Origin of the sequence: Bacillus inaquosorum KCTC 13429 (genome assembly GCF_000332645.1) — a bacterium.
GTDB lineage: Bacteria > Bacillota > Bacilli > Bacillales > Bacillaceae > Bacillus > Bacillus inaquosorum.
This window is the reverse complement of the sequence record NZ_AMXN01000013.1, coordinates 26,385-45,697: the sequence shown is the minus strand read 5'-3', so window position 1 is coordinate 45,697 and position 19,313 is coordinate 26,385. Positions and strand designations below refer to the sequence as shown.

Here is a 19,313-nt window from a genome sequence, read left to right as displayed (position 1 = left end):
GCATGTTAGGCACGCCGCATCCTGCGTCGTCAGCCTGGGTCACCTGCATCGTGCATGAAGTAGTTTGACTGACTACGCACATTGCTGTGCGATTTATTTAGAATGAATTAACAGGTACGTTTTGTCTTGTTTAGTTTTCAAAGATCATTCTGTTACTCACTTCTCAATGAAGCAGCTTTACTAATATAACATTTGGCTTCTTTTTTGTCAACAACTTTTTTCAAATTGTTTTGAAGCTTCTTGTTTTGTCTGCTGTTCATCAGCGACGTTTAATAATATAACACCTGTATTCATTTATAGCAATAGTTTTTTTAAAAAAATCTATAAAACAAATAAACTATAATCTTTGTCATGGTATCTGTCGCGTATTTATCATATAACTATTTTAAAAGAACATCTATTCAGTAATGCAATCTTGTTGTTTTTTTCTTTTTCTTGTATAGTAGAAACGAACTAAATACTGATGACCACAAGGGGAGCATTAAAGCTGAGAGTGAGCGGTTACGTTCTGACCCTTTGAACCTGTTAGTTAACGCTGGCGTAGGGATGTGGCAAAGTCAAATGAATTGCAGATTGTAAAGCAGTGCGTGGAACTTTTCTCATCCTTCCGCGTGCTGCTTTTTTGTTGTCCTTTTGGTTTGTCTATTGATGGAAGGGGATTTTATGAATCAATCTAAGCAACTGGTTCGCCTTATTGAAATTGCAATTATGACTGCGGCTGCTGTTATTTTAGACATCGTCTCAGGAATGTTTCTCCGTATGCCTCAAGGAGGCTCGGTCTCCATCATGATGATTCCGATCTTTTTGATTTCGTTTCGGTGGGGTGTCAAAGCAGGCCTTACTACCGGTCTGCTGACAGGCCTTGTTCAAATAGCGATCGGAAACTTATTCGCACAACATCCTGTTCAGCTATTGCTAGATTACCTTATCGCGTTTGCAGCTATCGGATTAAGCGGATTTTTCGCTTCTTCTGTCCGTAAAGCCTCTGTATCAAAAACAAAAGGGAAACTGCTTGTTTCAGTAGTCAGCGCAGTTTTTATCGGCAGTTTCCTGCGCTATGCCGCACATGTCATTTCAGGGGCTGTGTTTTTCGGCAGCTTCGCTCCAAAAGGAACGCCTGTATGGATTTATTCTTTAACTTATAATGCTACCTATATGGTTCCTTCATTCATCATCTGTGCAATTGTCCTTTGTTTATTATTTATGACAGCACCGCGTTTGCTCAAAACTGACAGAGCTTAACGAGAAACCCCCAGCGCAATCCGCTGGGGGTTGTTTTTTGCTATCTATTAAGGACTGTTTTCAAAGCAGGAAGATCCGGCCAGCCAAACCCTATTTCTTTCAGCCTTTCTCCTGCAATTTCAAAGCTGTCCTCCGCTTCTCTTTCAGGGGAATAGGACTGATAAAATGTAATTGAGGGGTTCTTCTCCATCACCCAAACAAACATGCTCGAAAAGCCATGATGAAGCAAAAACTCTGCTCCTTTTGCTAAGAGCGCTCTCCCTGCCCCTTGCCGCTGATGTTCTTCTAAAAGGTAAATAGCGTATAGCTCGCCGTCATAGCCTTTTTGTTCAGAGCGGATAGGTCCAAATGAAGCAAAGCCGAATATCGAACCTTTTTCATCCTGAGCGACAAATACACCCTTTAACGAGCGGCTTTTCCATTTATCTTCAAATTCCTTATAATTCAGACTGTTTAAATAATCAGCCGGGACAATTCCGCGATATGTTGTCCCCCAGCTGTCCACATGCACCTTTGCAATGTCCTTTATATCTTCTACCTTTGCTTCTCGTAAGATTACCATCTGCCGCTATCCTTTCCGCAGTCATTATTCTGGTTTTTGGACCGTTTTTGCTTCTTTTATTTCATTTGTTAATTCGTTAATGCTTTGTTTTACGTTTCCTTTTCCTGAAAAGTTCTCAATCATTTCTTTTACGTCAATTCCCGACGATGCTTTCAAGCTTTCTTGCAGGCTTGACATTAAGTTTGTCGCATAGCTGGTTACTTTGTTGGCGCCGCTTGATTCACCGCTTCCACCTGTATCAACAACGGTGATTTTATCAATATTTGAAAGAGGTGCCGCTGCTTGTTTCGCGTATTCCGGAAGCATTTTTACGATCATGTCGAAGATCGCAGCCTGCCCGTACTGCTCGAAGGCAGCCGCAATTTTCTCTTTTGCTTCCGCTTCTGCCAGACCTTTTAGGCGGATAACCTCAGCTTCTGTTTCCCCTTTCGCTTTTTCAGCTTCTGCTTTTGCAAGCCCGTCAATTCTGACTTTTTCCGCCTCAGCCTTCGCCATTGCTTCTATACTGTACTTCTTGGCATCGGCTTCCGCGAGCTGTTTGGCTTTCTCGGCTGCTGCGGACTGCTCGACTGAATAACGGTCTGCATCGGCTTTTTTCTTTACCTCTGAGTCGTATTGGCGTTCACGGCGAAGAATTTCTTTTTCTTCCAGTTCTATTTGTTTTTGGCGTTCGATAATTTTAACCTGCATTTCCTGCTCTGTGACTTGCTGGCGCGCCCTGGCAGTCTCTAAATCATATGCCTGGTCGGCATTCGCTTTTGCCGTATCTTGTTCTCTGCGGTATTCAGCCATTTTGAGCTGATTGATTTTTTCAGCTTCAGCGATTTCTGTCGCCCGTTCAAGTTCTGATTTTTTTGCATCTTTGTCCGCTTCTGCCCGCTTAATCCGGGTTTCTTTATCAGCCTCTGCTGTTGCGATATCAGCATCACGCTTTACCTGGGCAATTCTCGGTTTCCCTAATGATTCAAGATAACCGTTTTTATCACGTACATCTTTAATGGTAAAGGAGACGATCACAAGCCCCATTTTCGCGAGGTCCTGTGAAGCGACACGCTGCACCTCTTGAGAAAATTTCTCCCTGTTTTTATAGATTTCTTCAACTGTCATTGAGCCGAGAATGGAACGAAGATGGCCTTCTAAAACCTCCCGCGCTTCCTGCTCACGGTCTTCTTTTGATTTCCCTAAAAATTGTTCGGCCGCTGTAGCGATTTCTCCTATAGAACCGCCGATTTTAATAATCGCAGTTCCATCGGCCATTACAGGCACTCCTTGTTCTGTATAGACTTCAGGTGTCGAAACATCCAGTTTGCTTGATAAAAGACTTAGCGGCTCTGCCTGCTGGAAGACGGGAAGAACAAAGGTTCCTCCGCCGCGGACGATTTTAATACGGTTGCCGCCTTCATCGACATGAACGTTTTTATTGCCGAGATAGCTCCCCGTTACGATTAACGCTTCATCAGGCCCTGCCGTACGATACTTTGTGATAAACACGGCTATTAGTGCAATTAATAAAAAGAATACAACTCCGATGACAATTATAATCGGCATTGTCATATCACATTCCTCCTTGTTTTATATAGGTTCATGCGGAGTAACCGAAAGAACTCCGTTGTTGACATCTACAACTAAAACCGTTGTTCCGTAACTGATCTGCTGATTCTCAAAGCTGACCGCTGACTTCGAGATGGTGCCGCCTATCCCTTCAATGACCACTTCACCAAACCCGTCAACAGGAACAGCTGTAATCACTTTACCGACTCTTCCTTTTAGATCAGCTTCTTTATAAGCCAATGATTCTTCAGCGGATGATAATGGTACGAGTACAAAGATGTGAAGCAATGTCACCAGAATGATCGAAAGGATGCACGATAAAAACGCGAGCAACAGGCTGGACAGGGGCAATGTGAGCTCGCCTATATATCCGCCTGCTGAAAAACATGTGAAAAATGCGAGCACCAATGTCGGATTAAGAAGCGGAATGCCTTCTGACAGCCCTGCAAATACATCTCCGAAAAATAGAAATAACAGCGTAAGACTGCCCGCAATAATAAGCGTATAAAGATAAATTGTTTGTATAGGAACGCCCAATAACTCCAAATGCCTCATCCTTTCCTCATCAATGCATTGATGAACGGCTGCCGTTACCATTTATACGAGACACAATGGAAAAGGTTTCAAAATTTTTAGATAAATGCTCCCTGTTAAGTGCTTTATAAATGATAATTGCTTATATATATGGTAATGTCATTTTAGGAGGAGATATGATGAGTATCTTTAATGAAGCCAGATTAGAAACGTGGAACGAAGTGAAAGGACTTTCTGACGAAAAGCTGAATCAAAAGCCTTCTGCTGAAGAATGGAGCATACGTGAAGTTCTTGACCATTTGAAAAAAATCGATATGGCCGCACAAAAAATGCTGAAGGAACGTGTAAAGGAAGCTCCTGTTAAAGAAGTTGAAGAAAAACCGCTTGAGACTGCACAGGACAGAAACAATAAACGGAAAGCTCCGAGTCACCTTGAGCCTGAGCATGATTTTATTTCAGGCAGTCAAATGAAACGCGAGCTTGATGTAGTGAGAGAGCAGCTGACAGCTGCAATTGCCTCTCTGAAAGAAGAAGATCTTAAGAGAGTGCTTCCGCATCCTGTCTTTCAAGAGCTGACTGTCAGACAGTGGATCGATTTTATCGGCCACCATGAAAAACGGCACCTCAGCCAGATTAAAGAAATTAAAGAAAAGGTAGAAAGGGTCTGATTTGATCAGACCCTTTCTGCTTTTCGTTTGACTTTCCGCTGATAGGAATGAACTTCTATTTCATCACCTGCATAAACAGCACCGGGTCTCTCAACAATGCAGACAATCCCTCTTATGCCCAGTGCGTGTCGGACGAAAGCAGGCGCCAGCTTCGGCTTGTCCGGATAATAAGATTGAATGACTTCGCCCGGCTGGATACACGGATCATTTTCTCCCTCACACAGCAAAGCGGCTCCGCTTGGGAAAATGAGCCGGCTTCCTTCTTTTAATGATGTGAAATCATGTATGCCGCTGACTGCCACATTCGCCCCAAGCCATTCCGGCAAAATGCTCGGCACTCCCATTTTTAAAGCAATTTGATCACATTCCTCTATTGATACAATAGAAATTTGTCTGCGGTTGAAAATTTCTGTCCCTTTTGAAAACATCGGTTCTCTGGCTCCCGCTTTTTTGGTCAGGCCAAAATGCAAGTCGCCGGGGATGCCGCCATAATCAAAATCAAGCTTGTCCATTTGCTTTGTTACGAAACTTTCTGTATCTGCGATATATAAGCCTTCCGTTCTTGCAGTCATACGCTTCCACATCAGCCGGTACCTTCCTTCTTCTCTAAAATTTCCATCTATGCTTCATTATCCAAAAAAATCCCGCTCTGTAAATGAGCGGGACATCGATTATACTGTTTTAGGTGTAAGGTTAAAGCAGCGCTTGTAGATCCAATTGTATGCTTTTTCATTTAAATCTCTAGGATTTCCGAAGGTTTGCGGATCTTTCATTGCTTCTTTTGACAAGCGTTCGATCATATCGGGTGATACTCCCTGCTCTTCTAAAGTCGGTACTTCTAAATCTTCAACAAGGTCATACATCCAATTAACAGATGCTTTCGCAGCTTCTTCTGTTGTCATATTGCTTGTATCAATACCGAACGCTTTCGCAATACGTGCAAACTTCTCAGGATAGCCCTTCCAGTTGTACTCCATGACAGGGCCCATCATCGCAGCCACACATTGACCGTGAGCGACTGGGATAATACCGCCAAGCGTTTGGCTCATCGCATGAGCCGCGCCCGCTGATTCACTGCCGTAAGAAAGACCTGCAAGCATCGCAGCCTGCGCCATTCCGTATCTTGCTTCCAGATCCTCTCCGTCAGCAAATGCTCTTCTAATGTAATGAGCGGCATATTCAATCGCCATCAAGGCAACTGCATCCGTAATTGGCTGCGCAAATTTCATAGTATAGCACTCAATGGCATGAGCAAGCGCATCAATTCCCGTCATGGCTGTTACATGCGGAGGCATTGAAATATGAAGCTCAGGATCAATGATGGTCAGGTGCGCTGCGATCAGCGGACCGCCCGTGTTGAATTTGAATTCTCTTTCTTCATCTGTGATAACCGCCCACTGGGTTACTTCTGATCCTGTTCCGGCCGTTGTCGGAATTGTCGTCAGCGGAGGAATGCGGTTTTCCAGCGGTTTTTTTCCATCTGCCGCTTCATAATCAAGCACGCTTCCTTCGTGAGTTGCTTCTACTCCGATTGCTTTCGCTGTATCCATGGAGCTTCCGCCTCCAACTGCCACTAAACCATTACAGTTCTCTTTTTTGTATAGCTCAGATCCTTCATTCACCAGACGGACAGGCGGGTTTGGCTCTACTTTATTAAAGAGCACCACTTCAATGCCTGCTTCTTTAAGTGATTCGATAACAGGATCAGCGACGCCGGCTTTATAAATCCCAGGGTCTGTGACAAGAAGTGCTTTTGAAACACCCAGCGCAGCTACTTCTTCACCCGTATGCTTGACGGCTCCGATTCCGTGCTTAATCACAGTCGGAATTTCAAATGTGTGGAATTTTTGCATGCTTTCTACTTTCATATTTAATGTCATCATCAATCTCCCCCTCTTATGAATTGAACCAATTAACCGCTGCTGGTTTTGTATTGCGATACACATGTTTGACTTCTGTGTATTCTTCAAGGCCCATTTTTCCAAGCTCGCGTCCGAACCCGGATTGCTTATAGCCGCCCCATGGCGCCTGCGCAAAATACGGATGGAAATCGTTAATCCAAACGGTTCCCATTCTCAAGCGGGCTGCTACGCGTTCACACTTTTCAATATCTTTTGACCATACCGCTCCGGCCAAGCCATAGATGGTATCATTTGCAAGCGCGATTACCTCTTCTTCCGAGCTGAAGGTTTCGACTGTCAATACAGGACCGAAAACCTCTTCCTGAACGATTCTCATGCCAGACTTGCAGTTAGAGAAAATAGTAGGTTCATAGAAAAACCCGTTTTGCAGCGCAGGATCTTCCGGGCGTTTGCCGCCTGTCTCCAGCTTTGCGCCTTCTTGTATTCCGATCTCTACATATTTTTCTACCTTTGCCCTGTGCTCTGCAGAAATAAGCGGGCCGCTTTCTGTCTCTGCGTGAAAACCGTTTCCGAGTTTTATGCGCTTTGCCCGTTTGACAAGCTCTGCTAAAAACTGATCGTGAATGGCATCTTCAACAAGCAAGCGGGAACCGGCAGAGCACACTTGGCCGGCGTGGAAAAATACAGCGTTTAACGCCTGATCAACCGCAACCTCTAAATCTGCGTCCTTGAAAACGATATTGGGATTTTTCCCGCCCAATTCAAGCGCGATTTTTTTGACATTTCCGCTTGCCGCCTGCATGATTTTTTTGCCTGTTTCGATTCCACCCGTAAACGAAATCAAATCGACGTCTTTGTTTGCGGCAAGCTCGTCGCCCACTGTGGCTCCCGGTCCAAGGACAAGATTCGCGACCCCTTCTGGGACACCGGCTTCTTCCATCAGCTTAAAGACTTTGATTGTGGTCAGCGGCGTGATCTCACTCGGCTTCATGACGATCGTATTTCCTGCAGCCAGTGCAGGCGCGATTTTCCAGCTCGCTTGCAGGAGCGGATAATTCCACGGAGTGATCTGGCCGCAAACCCCGATTGGCTCTCTAATGATTTTGCTTTCCGAATCAGGGATCGGAGATGAAATGATCTCTCCGCCATCTTTGTCCGCCAATCCGGCGTAGTATTGAAAAACATTGGCGATATCGTCCATATCGGCCTTACTTTCTTCGAGTGTTTTTCCCGTATCAAGAGATTCAAGCTCAGCCAGCTCATCAAGATCGCGTCTGATTAATTCCGCAATTTTCAGAACAATATTCCCGCGTTCAAGTCCAGATAGAGATGGCCATTCTCCTTTGTCAAATGCTCTTCGCGCGGCTGCGATTGCCTTGATGGCGTCCTCTCGCCCTCCCTCGCTTACGGTTGCAATTTCTTCTTGATTAAATGGATTGATAATGCTTCGGATCTGCTCTTTTTCGGCACTGATCCATTCTCCGTCAATGTATAATGTTTGACTCATATAAGCCTCCTTGACGTAAATAAAGTTTGTTAAATAAAAATTTAACGTTTTTAACAACCTTAATCTAACACATGGTTTTTAAACTGTCAAAGCCCCATCTTGATTTTTCATTTTGACTTTTCTTTATGTTTCGTTAAGATAAAGAACATAAAGAAATAACTTAACGAATTTAATTTTCTAAAGGAAAAGAGGGTCAGTATGGATGAAAATCCAGAGTTTGCAACTATAGAACAGGCACGGGATCTTGTTATCGACTCCATTGCTGAAACGATGGATCTTTACGGAATTACCCGCAGTGTCGGGATCTTATATGGGACGATGTATATGAGGGATGAGATGACGCTTGACGAAATGCGTGAGGAATTGCAAATGAGCAAGCCAAGCATGAGCACAGGCGTCAAAAAGCTTCAGGACTTAAATGTAGTGAAAAAAACATTTCACCGGGGCATCCGTAAGCATACATTTGTGGCTGAAAAAGATTTCTTTAAATTTTTCACTAATTTCTTTCCGCCTAAATGGGAGCGGGAAGTTCAAGTAAATGTAGCAGCGATTGAGGAAGCTCAGGCTGATTTACAAGAGGTTTTAAGCAAGGAAGGTCTCAGTGAGGACATAAAAAATGAAGCGCTCCAGTTATACGAGCAGTTGGAAAGCTCTAAAGCCTACTATGACTGGCTGAAACGTCTTGCTGAATCGGTGCAGAGCGGGGAAATTTTTAAGTTTATACCGATCGAAACAAAGTAAAACATTAAAAACGCCTGGGAAACCGGGCGTTTTTTTGTTCGTTTATATGTAATTACTACAAATTTGAAAAATACGGGAAAAACACCCCATTTACTTCCAAAATATTTGATGGTAATTTTATGTAGGTAAAATTTGTATTTGGCCATTCAGAGGAGGTGAAAAGCGGGCAGGCCTGTATATTTTATAACTTTTTAGGGGGAATTTTATTATGAAACGCAAATTATTATCTTCTTTGGCAATCAGTGCATTAAGTCTCGGCTTACTCGTTTCTGCACCTACAGCTTCTTTCGCGGCTGAATCTAAATCAACTTCCGCTCATACCGAGTCTACTATGAGAACACAGTCATCAGCTTCATTGTTTGCAACAATCACAGGGGCCAGCAAAACTGAATGGTCTTTCTCTGATATCGAATTGACGTATCGTCCAAACACGCTTCTCAGCCTTGGCGTTATGGAATTTACATTGCCAAGCGGATTTACTGCAAATACGAAAGACACGATGAACGGAAATGCTTTGCGTACAACACAGATCCTCAACAACGGGAAAACAGTAAGAATTCCTCTGGCACTTGATTTGTTAGGAGCTGGCGAATTTAAATTAAAACTGAATAACAAAACACTTCCTGCCGCTGGTACATATACTTTCCGTGCGGAGAATAAATCGTTGAGCATCGGAAATAAATTTTACGCAGAAGCCAGCATTGACGTGGCTAAGCGCAGCACTCCTCCGACTCAGCCATGCGGCTGCAACTAATCTAAAAGACCGGTTCACGCCGGTCTTTTTTGCGTTTTCATCTCCCCTTTTTTCTCTATTTCCAGTTATCTTTTTTCTTGTTTAAAATTTAAATTGACAAACACTAGAAACAGGAGTAAATTCTTGAGTGTTCAATTTCATACAAACTCTTTTACCGCTTAATCAAACACGAACGGGGGAACCAACGATTGGCTGTTTTATTAACAGCCTTGGGGTGAATCTTACTAAGTAAGAGGGGGTACTCTGAATCCCTAATCCGACAGCTAACCTCGTAGGCGTATACAGAGAGGAGGTCTATTTTCGGCCATTCTTTGCAATGGCCTTTTTTGCTTCAAAAACGTTAATTTACTAAGGGAGATATGAACATTGGGAAGAATTAAAAATAAGCAATTTGCCGTGATCGGGCTGGGCCGTTTTGGCGGCAGCATTTGCAAAGAGCTGCATAGAATGGGCCACGAGGTCCTTGCGATTGATATCAACGAAGAAAAGGTAAATGCATACGCTTCTTACGCAACTCATGCAGTGATTGCCAACGCCACCGAAGAGAACGAATTGCTTTCATTGGGAATACGTAATTTTGAATATGTGATTGTTGCCATCGGAGCGAATATTCAAGCGAGTACGCTGACTACCTTATTATTAAAGGAGTTTGACATCCCGAACATTTGGGTAAAGGCGCAAAACTATTATCATCATAAGGTGCTTGAAAAAATCGGCGCTGACCGCATTATTCATCCTGAAAAGGATATGGGCGTCAAAATCGCACAAAGCCTTTCTGATGAAAACGTTTTGAATTACATTGATTTATCTGATGATTACAGTATTGTCGAGCTGCTGGCAACACGCAAGCTTGATTCAAAATCGATTATTGATCTGAATGTAAGAGCGAAGTACGGCTGCACGATCCTGGCTATTAAACATCATGGAGATATTCGTCTTTCTCCCGCACCTGAAGACATCATTCACGAACAGGATTGCCTGGTAATCATGGGGCACAAAAAGGATATTAAACGTTTTGAAAACGAAGGGATGTAGACAAAGGTGACAATTCAAAAGGATAAAGTGATCAAATGGGTTCGGTTTACACCGCCTCAAGTGCTTGCAATCGGTTTTTTCCTTATCATTATCATCGGTTCTGGGCTGTTAATGCTTCCGATTTCTACAACGAAGCCATTGTCATGGATAGACGCCCTTTTTACTGCGGCTTCCGCTACAACCGTTACAGGGCTTGCAGTTGTCGACACCGGCACTCAATTTACACTTTTCGGGCAAACGGTCATCATGGGGCTGATTCAGATCGGCGGGCTTGGATTTATGACATTTGCCGTTTTGATCGTCATGATATTAGGAAAAAAAATCGGATTAAAAGAACGAATGCTTGTCCAGGAAGCCTTAAACCAGCCGACAATCGGCGGCGTCATAGGCCTTGTCAAAGTCCTGTTTCTGTTTTCGATTAGTATTGAATTGATAGCAGCACTCATTTTATCCATCCGGCTTGTGCCTCAGTATGGCTTGGCATCCGGCTTGTTTGCCAGTCTGTTTCACTCGATATCTGCTTTTAACAATGCCGGGTTTTCGTTGTGGCCGGATAATTTGATGAGCTACGTTGGCGATCCTACAGTGAACCTTGTGATTACTTTCTTATTTATTACAGGAGGGATCGGATTTACAGTTCTGTTTGACGTTATGAAACATCGGCGCTTTAAAGCCTTTTCTTTACATACGAAGCTCATGCTGACAGGAACGCTGATTCTGAATGCGATTGCTATGCTTGTGATCTTTATTTTAGAGTACAGCAACCCTGGCACGCTTGGCCACCTGCATGTAGGGGATAAACTGTGGGCTTCCTATTTTCAGGCAGTGACGCCGAGAACCGCAGGCTTCAATTCCCTCGATTTCGGAAGCATGAGAGAAGGAACAATTGTATTTACTTTATTATTGATGTTTATCGGAGCAGGAAGCGCCTCAACGGCGAGCGGCATTAAGCTGACTACGTTCATCGTGATTTTAACGTCTGTTATCGCTTATTTGCGAGGTAAAAAAGAAACGGTTATTTTCAGCCGTTCCATCAAATATCCAATTATCATTAAGGCTTTAGCTGTGAGCGTCACCAGTCTGTTCATCGTGTTTTTAGGAATTTTCGCCCTGACGATCACAGAACAAGCGCCCTTTATTCAAATTGTATTTGAAACCTTTTCCGCATTCGGAACTGTCGGTCTATCAATGGGATTGACTCCTGAACTCACAGTAGCAGGAAAATGTATTATTATTGTCATCATGTTCATCGGAAGAATTGGTCCTTTGACGTTCGTCTTTTCATTCGCGAGAACAGAGAAATCAAATATTCGTTACCCTGACGGCGAGGTATTTACGGGATGATAACAAAAAATCCGGCGATTTAGGCGCCGGATTTTTTTATGATTCGATATGAGATTGATTTTGTCTTTTTTCCTGCTCCGCAATGATTTCGTTATCTTCTGCGTTATCACGGGTCACTTTTTGTGTAAGAATCGCACCGACCGCTACAAGTATCATAACAGCAATGTAGTAGCCTTTTTCATTGAGTTCCAGGTTATCAGCATTATAGAGTCCGACACTAAACAAAAATACTCCCGCAAAAAAAGTGAAATAAGCTAATACTGTAAAAGCAACCGTGTTTCTCCGTCTATATTTCTGCACCTTTGTTCCCTCCTGAAAGCATAGTCAATAAGTGATAACTTCCGTGGAATATTATACCTCAAATTCCCCAGAATGGAACAAAGAATTAAAAATACCAGTAAAAAGGTCTCAGGTTGCTTCCTTTATTTCAACAGCTGAATCATCAATCCAGCCGATGAGTTTATCATTGATTTGAAATTGGTACCATACGGACTGGCCTTTCTGCTTTTTAGATACAACCTTTATGTCCTTGCCGACGTAAGATTGGGCAGATGTCAGTTTAATGGACCGATCATCAGTAGAAGGCTTGGACCATACGTCTTGAACGGCACTGTCTTTGATAGAACCGTATAAATCCACTGATTTCAGGGATGGATTTACCTCATCGTACTCATCTAAATCGTATTTTTCTACAATAGCGCTGATTTTGTCAGCGTAGTCAGGGTCTGTAGCATATCCTGCTGTTTGCAAGGCAGTTGCCGCTTCCTTATAATCCTCAGCCTCAAGCACCGGTTTATACTTCTTTTTATTCCACGATGTGCCGCGGACAAACAATTGGGCGTGGTCATTCATAGATTCAAAAAACGTGCTGTATTTTCGAAACTTCGCGCGAATGGTTTTTCTTTTCCCTTTTTCAAATTCGTCCGTTTCCATCGTGACGTGATGGCCTTTATAATTTCCTTTTACGCCAAAAAGGTTGTTGGCCTGAGCAGCAAGCTCGCTGTTCCCCCAGTCAGATTCGAGAATGGCCTGAGCGATCGTGATGCTGGGGAGGACATGATATTTCTCATACAAAATTTGTGCATGTCCGGACAGGCTGTCAATAAATACTTGCTGTTCATCAATTTCTTCAGGTTCTTTGGATGTTTCAATCGGTTTTGATAAAGTTGTCGCTAATACAAACAGGGCTAGCGGAATCGATACAATGAAAAATAGTGAAATGAAGAGTCTACGTTTTTTCAGTTTTTTACGGGCCATGAAAACCTTCCTTCAAGTTAAAAGATTACGAATGTAAAAGAATCTACCTTTTAGAATTTTACTTGCACTTCTAATATTTTTCAATTCTTTAGGGATAAAGTTGTGAAAGGATTGCAAACAAAAAACCTTTTCCCTCAAGGAAAAGGTTTTGATCATATATCAAATTTCTGTTTAAACTTTCTGAGTGCATTACGATATTCTCTATCATGTATCACTTTATGTGATTTGACAGCAGCCTTTGACAGTCCATGTGCTGAAACGGCCGGTTTCGCTTTATCATGCGGTTTATGAGCCAGCTTGTGCCCCATACCTGTGGCGTTCATACAGAATGATAAGCAAACGAGCAGCACGCTCAGGACAAAAGAAATGAAAAAGAGATCATGATAAGCAGTCATCATAGAATCCTGCATCGAACCGCTTTGTCTGGCAGCATCTTTTTTCGTAAAGATGCCGATGAGGATTGGAACTCCCATATAGACAAACAATCTTAAAAACTGAACAGCTGTCATTCTCTTGACCAAATCAGGCAGCGGGCCGCCCATAGCAGCTCCCATCAGCCCAGCGGCAACTGTCAGCCCTGTTCCAGCCGCAAGCATAATAAACAGCACTGCGAATATAGAGAGTGACGATTGATCCTGCATATGCAGCCATTGAAAATTCACAAACACGAGAATGAGGCCGCCGATAATACCGAGCATCCCTGGCCCGACTCTATCATAAAACAGTGCGCTCAAAATGGCCGCGATCGCCACTCCGATTAAAAGAGTCAAGTTTAAAAGAATGAGATGCTCCTGAGAAATATCATACATTTGACGGAGCAAGCCTTGAAAAGCAGCAAGGCTGACAGCTACCGTTATCGTCCCTGCAGCTATGATAAATAAGCCAAGCACCGGTTTTGGCAGCAGCATCAGTTTAATAGAAATAAAGGGGTTCTTCACTTTATATTCCACAATCAAAAGAGCTAGGAGCAAACATAACGTAATCCCGAAACCAGTCCATACATAACCTGATGAAAGCCCCCATTTTTGCAGAAAAATGAAAGTAACCGCTGAGGCTGCAGCAAGGCAAACAGATAAAAGGATTCCCGCACCATCTAGCGGCTGTTCTTGTTCTGCCGCCCCATGATGCTCATCATGAAGAAAGAAATAGCTCACCGCGACACCGATCAGTGACAGTGCGCCAAAGATGAAAAACAGCCATCTCCAGTGGCCGCAGCTTGTTGCAATTGTTCCTAGGATCGTACCGATGATAACAGAGCCATAAAATCCCCCGATCAGCACCAGCAGTGCATAATTCCTGCGGTCAATCGGAAATGACAGAACAAGCATAGGAATCATAATCATCAGCATGACGCCTGTAGCCGCTCCCTGTAAAAAGCGCCCTGCCGCCATCCATGCAACATCGCTCGAAAATGCGAAGAGCAGTGAGCCAAGTATAAAAACGGGTAATGAAGCCAAATAGATCGGACGGGCACCGAATTTTTTCCTCAGCAGCGGTCCTGCCGGCACTAATAAAGCAAAGGCCATATTGCCGATCAATATTGGATTTACTGAGGTGAAGTCACTTGTTCCAACCGTCTTCTGAACAAGGCCTTGAACTGACGACAACGCCGTGTTAGACATCAATCCCGGCCCGACCGCTAAAACGGCAAGCAAAGAAATCACCCAATAGTGTTTTGTCTTCATGTTGTCATTCCTTCCTATATGAATACATACGAAACACATCTTTTTTTGAAAACAAAAGAAGCTAATAGATTTTGCATGCCATTAGCTTTCATTCTAATTCTCTCCCCATCAGGGGACATGATATTATTTTATGATAATATGTGAATAAATGAGCATATACTCAAACATTATTCCAAACCGATGGTGTTTTGTCAATGGCGCAAATTTCAAGCACAAAACACGAACAGCTTTGCCCGGAGCCATAGGGCTCGAACTCCACTTCGTGAGCTTCCATAAGCGAGTCAATCAAAGTAAGCCATTTTAAAAGTGCATCGGAAAAACTTTCGCCTTCTTCTTAGGTAACGACGGCGCTTTTCCGTTCACTTTTTTATTAAAATTCGAATTAATAAACATGAATAAGTTGTTGGCCGCACATTTTTTTGTGTTCACTAGGCGTTTGCCGCCTCTAAATTGTATATAGGTAAATATCATGAATTAATCTGCGAAATACCTATGCTAGTCAATAAATGACCCGGGAGGCAAAAACGTATGGAACTGTATGAGTGTATCCAAAACATTTTTAGCGGCTTGAAAAATCCATCGGTTAAAGATTTGGAAACTTCTTTAAAACAAATTCCACACGCATCAACATTGAGTCAACCGTATATTAAGGAACCAGACCAGTACGCTTACGGCCGAAATGCAATCTTTAGAAACAACGAATTGGAAGTTATCGTTATTAACATTCCGCCACACAAGGAGACAGCAGTACATGATCATGGTCAATCCATTGGTTGCGCAATGGTGTTAGAAGGAAAACTTCTCAATTCTATTTATCGCTCAACCGGCGATCACGCAGAACTCTCCAATTCATACTTTGTCCACAAAGGAGAATGTCTTATTTCAACCAAAGGTTTAATTCACAAAATGTCCAATCCTGCTTCCGAACGAATGGTGTCTCTTCATGTTTACTCCCCCCCTTTGGAAGACATGACGGTCTTTGAGGAACAAAGTGGTGTATTGGAAAGTTCATGATTTACAGGTGAACCGCTCTACTTTGACTTAGGATCAACAGAAGGGGGCAGCGAATGATCCTTTTATTAAAAACAAAAAAACCCTTATAGAAATAAGGGTTTACAGGTATGGAGCCAAGGGGGCTCGAACCCCTGACCTCTACGCTGCCAGCGTAGCGCTCTCCCAGCTGAGCTATGGCCCCGTATGTAACGTCATGTTTATTATAGATGATTTTTTTTTGAAAAACAAGCTGTTTCCTCTTGAATGAACAGAAAAAATAAGGCTCCAAAAGAGCCTTATTTTTCGGTTTACATCATGATTAAAAGTAATATCACACCGAGGATGATTCGGTAGATTGCAAATGGGACGAGTTTGATTTTGTTGATCAGTTTTAAGAAGAAACGGACGACAAACAGCGCGACAACAAAGGCGCAGATAAAGCCGACGATGAAAAACGGCATCAGGTCCGAGCTTAAGCTGTCCCAATGCTTCACAAGGCTTAAAAAGCTCGCTCCCATCATGATCGGCATCGCCATAATAAACGTAAAGTCGGCTGCCGCGCGGTGGTTTAATCCGAGAATAACGCCCCCGGAGATGGTTGAACCTGAACGCGAGAAACCCGGCCAAAGGGCAAGACATTGGAATAAGCCGACCCCTATTGCCTGCTTATATGAAATGCGGTCGAGAGTGTCTGTCGCTGTTTTCCGTTTATTTACCCAATCAGCAAAAAGCATCAGGACTGCCCCGGCGATTAAACCGATGGCAACAGTTTTAACGGAAAATAAATATTCATCAATGTAATCCTCAAACAAAAAGCCGAGGACAGCTGCAGGCACGAGCCCGACGGCAATTTGCGCAATGCTTAATTTATGTCCCTGCTCCTGGTCGCTTGTAATATTCTTTTTTAAGCCAAGCAAATTCAAAATCCGGTCTTTAAACACGATCGCTACCGCTAAAATGGAGCCTAGCTGAATAACCACTTTGAATGAGTTGGCAGCTTCTTCTGACATCAGATCGCTTGATTTAAGCCAGATATCGTCTACTATGATCATATGTCCTGTCGAAGAAACCGGCGCGTACTCTGTTAATCCTTCTACGATTCCTAAAATGGCAGCTACAAACAATTCCCATAGAGTCATGATTTTGATTCTCCCCATTAGACATTTATTTTTTTACATAACGGGAGCTTTCCATAAATGGAAAGCCCGTCTTACATAACTATAAACGAAAATCACACTTTATGACCCGACGTATTTTCTTTTTTTTCTTCATCGTATAAGTGTGACTGCATTTTAAACCAGTCAAATAAATGTGTTGTAATGACTTTGGCAACTGCATAACCCGGAATTGCCAGAATGATTCCAACAACGCCAAACAGCTTGCCGGCTGTTAATAGCAGAAAAATAATCGTAATCGGGTGGATGTGAAGGTTTTTCCCCATAATTTGCGGAGAGATCAATTTCCCTTCAATCAGCTGAACAATGGTCCATACGATGACCAGCTTAAGCAGCATGAGCGGAGATGTCACTATGGCGATGATAATCGCTGGCGTAATGGCAATCGTCGGTCCTAAATATGGAACGATGCTTGTACAAGCCGCAATGACGGCTAGCAATGAAGCATAATCCAGCCCGATAATCAAATAACCGATAAACAGCAAAAACCCGATACAGAAGCTGACAATGATCTGGCCTCTGATATAAGAGCTTAGCCGATGATTCATTTCGCTTAAGACTGTATATGTCTGTTCTTTCAATCGAGTCGGCACAAACTTCAGTATATAGACCGGCAATTTTCTTCCGTCTTTTAATAAATAGAAAAGAATAAACGGAACCGTGACGATCGAAATGATGATCTCAGTCAGTGCGCCGATAAAATTCCCAACGCCGGTAAAGGTGCTATTCACAATCGTCGCCGCCTGATCTGAAATCTTTGTTGCGAGATCAGATATATTGATGTTCATCGTTTGCTGGGCCTGGTTGACGAAATTGCTGCCGATAAGCTGTTTCGTCTGACTTTCTACGATATCCACATATCTCGGGATGTTGTCAATCAAGCTCATAATTTGTTCTTTTAAAAAGGGGATGATGGACACGATCGTGATCGTGATCAGCCCGATAATCAATAGATATAACAGCAAAATAGAATAGATTCTTCTTATTCTTCTTCTCTCAAGGAAATCGACGACTGGGTTTAACAGATAAAACACAATACCCGTTAAAATAATCGGCAGTGAAATCGTTTTGAGAAGAACAATAATCGGGGTGAAAATGTATGATGTTTTTGTAAAAACAAGAATATTTAAACCAATCAGCAGCAGCACAAGCAAAAATAAAACAAACTTATTGTCCAAGAAGAATCGCTTGAATCTGCCGCTCCATGTTTGCAACGTCTCCACTATCGTTCCTCCGTCATACTTAGTTTAATTAAATTGTACACTATCGTCCCTATAATGAAAAATAATAACGGCTAATTGTTGGAAAAACTTCCTTGCTTTAAAAATGCGATTTGATCTATCATGTGCTTTTCTCCTTTTTAAGCTATAATTTAGCTATATCATACAAAAGGAGCGATAAGAGTGATACGTTTTGCAATAGTAGGAACCAACTGGATTACAGACCGCTTTCTTGAGTCAGCAGCGGAGATAGAAGATTTTCAGCTGACAGCCGTTTATTCAAGATCGGCTGAACGCGCTGCCGAGTTTGCCGCTAAACACGGTGCTGAGCACACCTTCTCAGATCTTCAGGAAATGGCGGCAAGCGATTGCTTTGATGCCGTATACATAGCCAGTCCGAATGCCCTTCACAAGGAACAAGCCGTTCTCTTTATGGACCATGGCAAGCATGTGCTTTGTGAGAAGCCGTTTGCTTCGAATACAAAAGAAACGGAAGAGATGATCTCAGCGGCTAAGGCAAACGGCGTTGTCCTCATGGAAGCGATGAAGACCACTTTCCTGCCGAATTTCAAAGAGCTGAAAAACCACTTACATAAAATCGGCACTGTCCGCAGATTTACCGCAAGCTACTGCCAGTACTCCTCACGGTATGACGCGTTCAGAAACGGAACCGTCTTGAATGCGTTTCAGCCTGAGCTTTCCAACGGATCATTAATGGATATCGGTGTCTATTGTATTTATCCTGCAGTCGTGCTGTTTGGTGAGCCGCAGAATGTGAAGGCGAACGGATATGCTTTGTCTTCCGGAGTGGATGGAGAAGGAACCGTCATTCTGTCTTACGACGGGTTCGAAGCCGTTTTGATGCATTCTAAAATCTCTACTTCTTATGCCCCGGCGGAAATCCAGGGTGAAGACGGAACGATTGTGATCGATACGATTCACCGGCCTGAACGAGTGGAAATCCGCTATCGCGACGGCCGCCTGGAAAACATCTCGATTCCTGATCCTAAACCGGCGATGTTCTACGAAGCAGAAGAATTTGTCACGCTCATAAAAGAGAAAAAGCAGGAATCGGAAGAAAATACATTTGAACGGTCTTTGATCACCGCCAAAATCATGGAAGAAGCAAGAAAGCAAATGGGGATTGTGTACCCTGCCGATCAAGCCTAAAAAATCCGCCCGC

The 19,313-nt window shown here is 43.1% G+C and carries 19 protein-coding genes, 1 tRNA gene and 2 riboswitches; of the genes, 8 read left to right on the top strand and 12 right to left on the bottom strand.

Annotation, left to right across the window (positions count from 1 at the left end):
• Nucleotides 1-462 precede the first annotated feature (462 nt).
• A riboswitch (TPP riboswitch) is annotated at nt 463-564 on the top strand.
• A gap of 99 nt (nt 565-663) precedes the next feature.
• Nucleotides 664-1,242, top strand: a complete 579-nt coding sequence (gene thiT / locus BSI_RS00325; protein WP_003242272.1) for an energy-coupled thiamine transporter ThiT — start codon at nt 664-666, stop codon at nt 1,240-1,242.
• A gap of 40 nt (nt 1,243-1,282) precedes the next feature.
• On the opposite strand, the gene BSI_RS00330 is transcribed toward thiT, so the two are convergent.
• From BSI_RS00330 to BSI_RS00340, 3 genes are read right to left on the bottom strand one after another with little or no spacing between them, the layout of a single operon-like run.
• The gene (locus BSI_RS00330; protein ID WP_003242270.1) at nt 1,283-1,804 is read right to left on the bottom strand and encodes a GNAT family N-acetyltransferase; all 522 of its coding nucleotides are present in this window, start codon (nt 1,802-1,804) and stop codon (nt 1,283-1,285) included.
• Nucleotides 1,805-1,828: 24 nt separating this feature from the next.
• Nucleotides 1,829-3,358, bottom strand: a complete 1,530-nt coding sequence (gene floT / locus BSI_RS00335; RefSeq protein WP_003242269.1) for a flotillin lipid rafts scaffold protein FloT — start codon at nt 3,356-3,358, stop codon at nt 1,829-1,831.
• Between the two features lie 18 nt (nt 3,359-3,376).
• Nucleotides 3,377-3,901 carry an NfeD family protein gene (locus BSI_RS00340; RefSeq protein ID WP_032732388.1) on the bottom strand — a complete coding sequence of 175 codons (525 nt, stop codon included), beginning with the start codon at nt 3,899-3,901 and terminating at the stop codon, nt 3,377-3,379.
• Nucleotides 3,902-4,068: 167 nt separating this feature from the next.
• Here BSI_RS00340 and BSI_RS00345 point away from each other — a divergent pair, with 167 nt between their 5' ends.
• The gene (locus tag BSI_RS00345; protein ID WP_032732387.1) at nt 4,069-4,557 is read left to right on the top strand and encodes a DinB family protein; all 489 of its coding nucleotides are present in this window, start codon (nt 4,069-4,071) and stop codon (nt 4,555-4,557) included.
• A gap of 5 nt (nt 4,558-4,562) precedes the next feature.
• Here the strand turns inward: BSI_RS00345 and BSI_RS00350 are convergent, their stop codons facing one another.
• From BSI_RS00350 to betB, 3 genes are all read right to left on the bottom strand, one after another.
• Nucleotides 4,563-5,141, bottom strand: coding sequence for an MOSC domain-containing protein (locus BSI_RS00350; protein ID WP_003242263.1), 579 nt, complete (start codon nt 5,139-5,141; stop codon nt 4,563-4,565).
• 87 nt (nt 5,142-5,228) lie between these two features.
• Nucleotides 5,229-6,437, bottom strand: coding sequence for a choline dehydrogenase (gbsB, locus tag BSI_RS00355; RefSeq protein WP_032732389.1), 1,209 nt, complete (start codon nt 6,435-6,437; stop codon nt 5,229-5,231).
• 16 nt (nt 6,438-6,453) lie between these two features.
• A complete protein-coding gene (gene betB, locus BSI_RS00360) occupies nt 6,454-7,926 on the bottom strand; it encodes a betaine-aldehyde dehydrogenase (protein ID WP_003242259.1) in 1,473 nt (490 codons plus the stop codon).
• 198 nt (nt 7,927-8,124) lie between these two features.
• Here betB and gbsR point away from each other — a divergent pair, with 198 nt between their 5' ends.
• The 4 genes from gbsR to ktrB all read left to right on the top strand — a co-directional run bounded on the left by gbsR (nt 8,125) and on the right by ktrB (nt 11,800).
• Nucleotides 8,125-8,667 (top strand): transcriptional regulator GbsR, encoded by a 543-nt coding sequence (gene gbsR / locus BSI_RS00365; protein WP_003242257.1) that lies wholly within the window; start codon nt 8,125-8,127, stop codon nt 8,665-8,667.
• A gap of 208 nt (nt 8,668-8,875) precedes the next feature.
• Entirely contained in the window at nt 8,876-9,421 is a 546-nt protein-coding gene (gene bslA / locus BSI_RS00370) for a biofilm surface layer hydrophobin BslA (RefSeq protein ID WP_003242255.1), read from the top strand.
• A 145-nt stretch (nt 9,422-9,566) separates the two neighbouring features.
• Nucleotides 9,567-9,715, top strand: a riboswitch (cyclic di-AMP (ydaO/yuaA leader).
• A 72-nt stretch (nt 9,716-9,787) separates the two neighbouring features.
• On the top strand, nt 9,788-10,456 hold the full coding sequence (gene ktrA / locus BSI_RS00375; RefSeq protein WP_003242252.1) for a potassium uptake protein KtrA: 669 nt from the start codon (nt 9,788-9,790) through the stop codon (nt 10,454-10,456).
• A gap of 6 nt (nt 10,457-10,462) precedes the next feature.
• On the top strand, nt 10,463-11,800 hold the full coding sequence (gene ktrB, locus BSI_RS00380; protein ID WP_003242250.1) for a Ktr system potassium transporter KtrB: 1,338 nt from the start codon (nt 10,463-10,465) through the stop codon (nt 11,798-11,800).
• Between the two features lie 36 nt (nt 11,801-11,836).
• Here the strand turns inward: ktrB and BSI_RS00385 are convergent, their stop codons facing one another.
• From BSI_RS00385 to BSI_RS00395, 3 genes are all read right to left on the bottom strand, one after another.
• Nucleotides 11,837-12,100, bottom strand: a complete 264-nt coding sequence (locus BSI_RS00385) for a YiaA/YiaB family inner membrane protein (RefSeq protein ID WP_003242249.1) — start codon at nt 12,098-12,100, stop codon at nt 11,837-11,839.
• Between the two features lie 108 nt (nt 12,101-12,208).
• A complete protein-coding gene (gene lytG, locus BSI_RS00390) occupies nt 12,209-13,057 on the bottom strand; it encodes an exo-glucosaminidase LytG (RefSeq protein WP_003242246.1) in 849 nt (282 codons plus the stop codon).
• A gap of 152 nt (nt 13,058-13,209) precedes the next feature.
• Nucleotides 13,210-14,742, bottom strand: coding sequence for an MFS transporter (locus BSI_RS00395; protein WP_003242244.1), 1,533 nt, complete (start codon nt 14,740-14,742; stop codon nt 13,210-13,212).
• Nucleotides 14,743-15,270: 528 nt separating this feature from the next.
• On the opposite strand from BSI_RS00395, the gene cdoA reads away from it, so the two are divergent.
• Complete coding sequence (gene cdoA / locus BSI_RS0121780) at nt 15,271-15,756, top strand: cysteine dioxygenase (protein WP_032732386.1); 486 nt, start codon at nt 15,271-15,273, stop codon at nt 15,754-15,756.
• Nucleotides 15,757-15,864: 108 nt separating this feature from the next.
• Here the strand turns inward: cdoA and BSI_RS00400 are convergent.
• From BSI_RS00400 to BSI_RS00410, 3 genes are all read right to left on the bottom strand, one after another.
• Nucleotides 15,865-15,937 (bottom strand) — tRNA-Ala (locus tag BSI_RS00400).
• 106 nt (nt 15,938-16,043) lie between these two features.
• The gene (locus tag BSI_RS00405; RefSeq protein WP_003242240.1) at nt 16,044-16,874 is read right to left on the bottom strand and encodes an undecaprenyl-diphosphate phosphatase; all 831 of its coding nucleotides are present in this window, start codon (nt 16,872-16,874) and stop codon (nt 16,044-16,046) included.
• A gap of 92 nt (nt 16,875-16,966) precedes the next feature.
• Complete coding sequence (locus BSI_RS00410) at nt 16,967-18,133, bottom strand: AI-2E family transporter (protein ID WP_003242238.1); 1,167 nt, start codon at nt 18,131-18,133, stop codon at nt 16,967-16,969.
• A gap of 180 nt (nt 18,134-18,313) precedes the next feature.
• Here BSI_RS00410 and iolU point away from each other — a divergent pair, with 180 nt between their 5' ends.
• Entirely contained in the window at nt 18,314-19,300 is a 987-nt protein-coding gene (gene iolU, locus BSI_RS00415) for a scyllo-inositol 2-dehydrogenase (RefSeq protein ID WP_003242236.1), read from the top strand.
• Nucleotides 19,301-19,313: the final 13 nt, after the last annotated feature.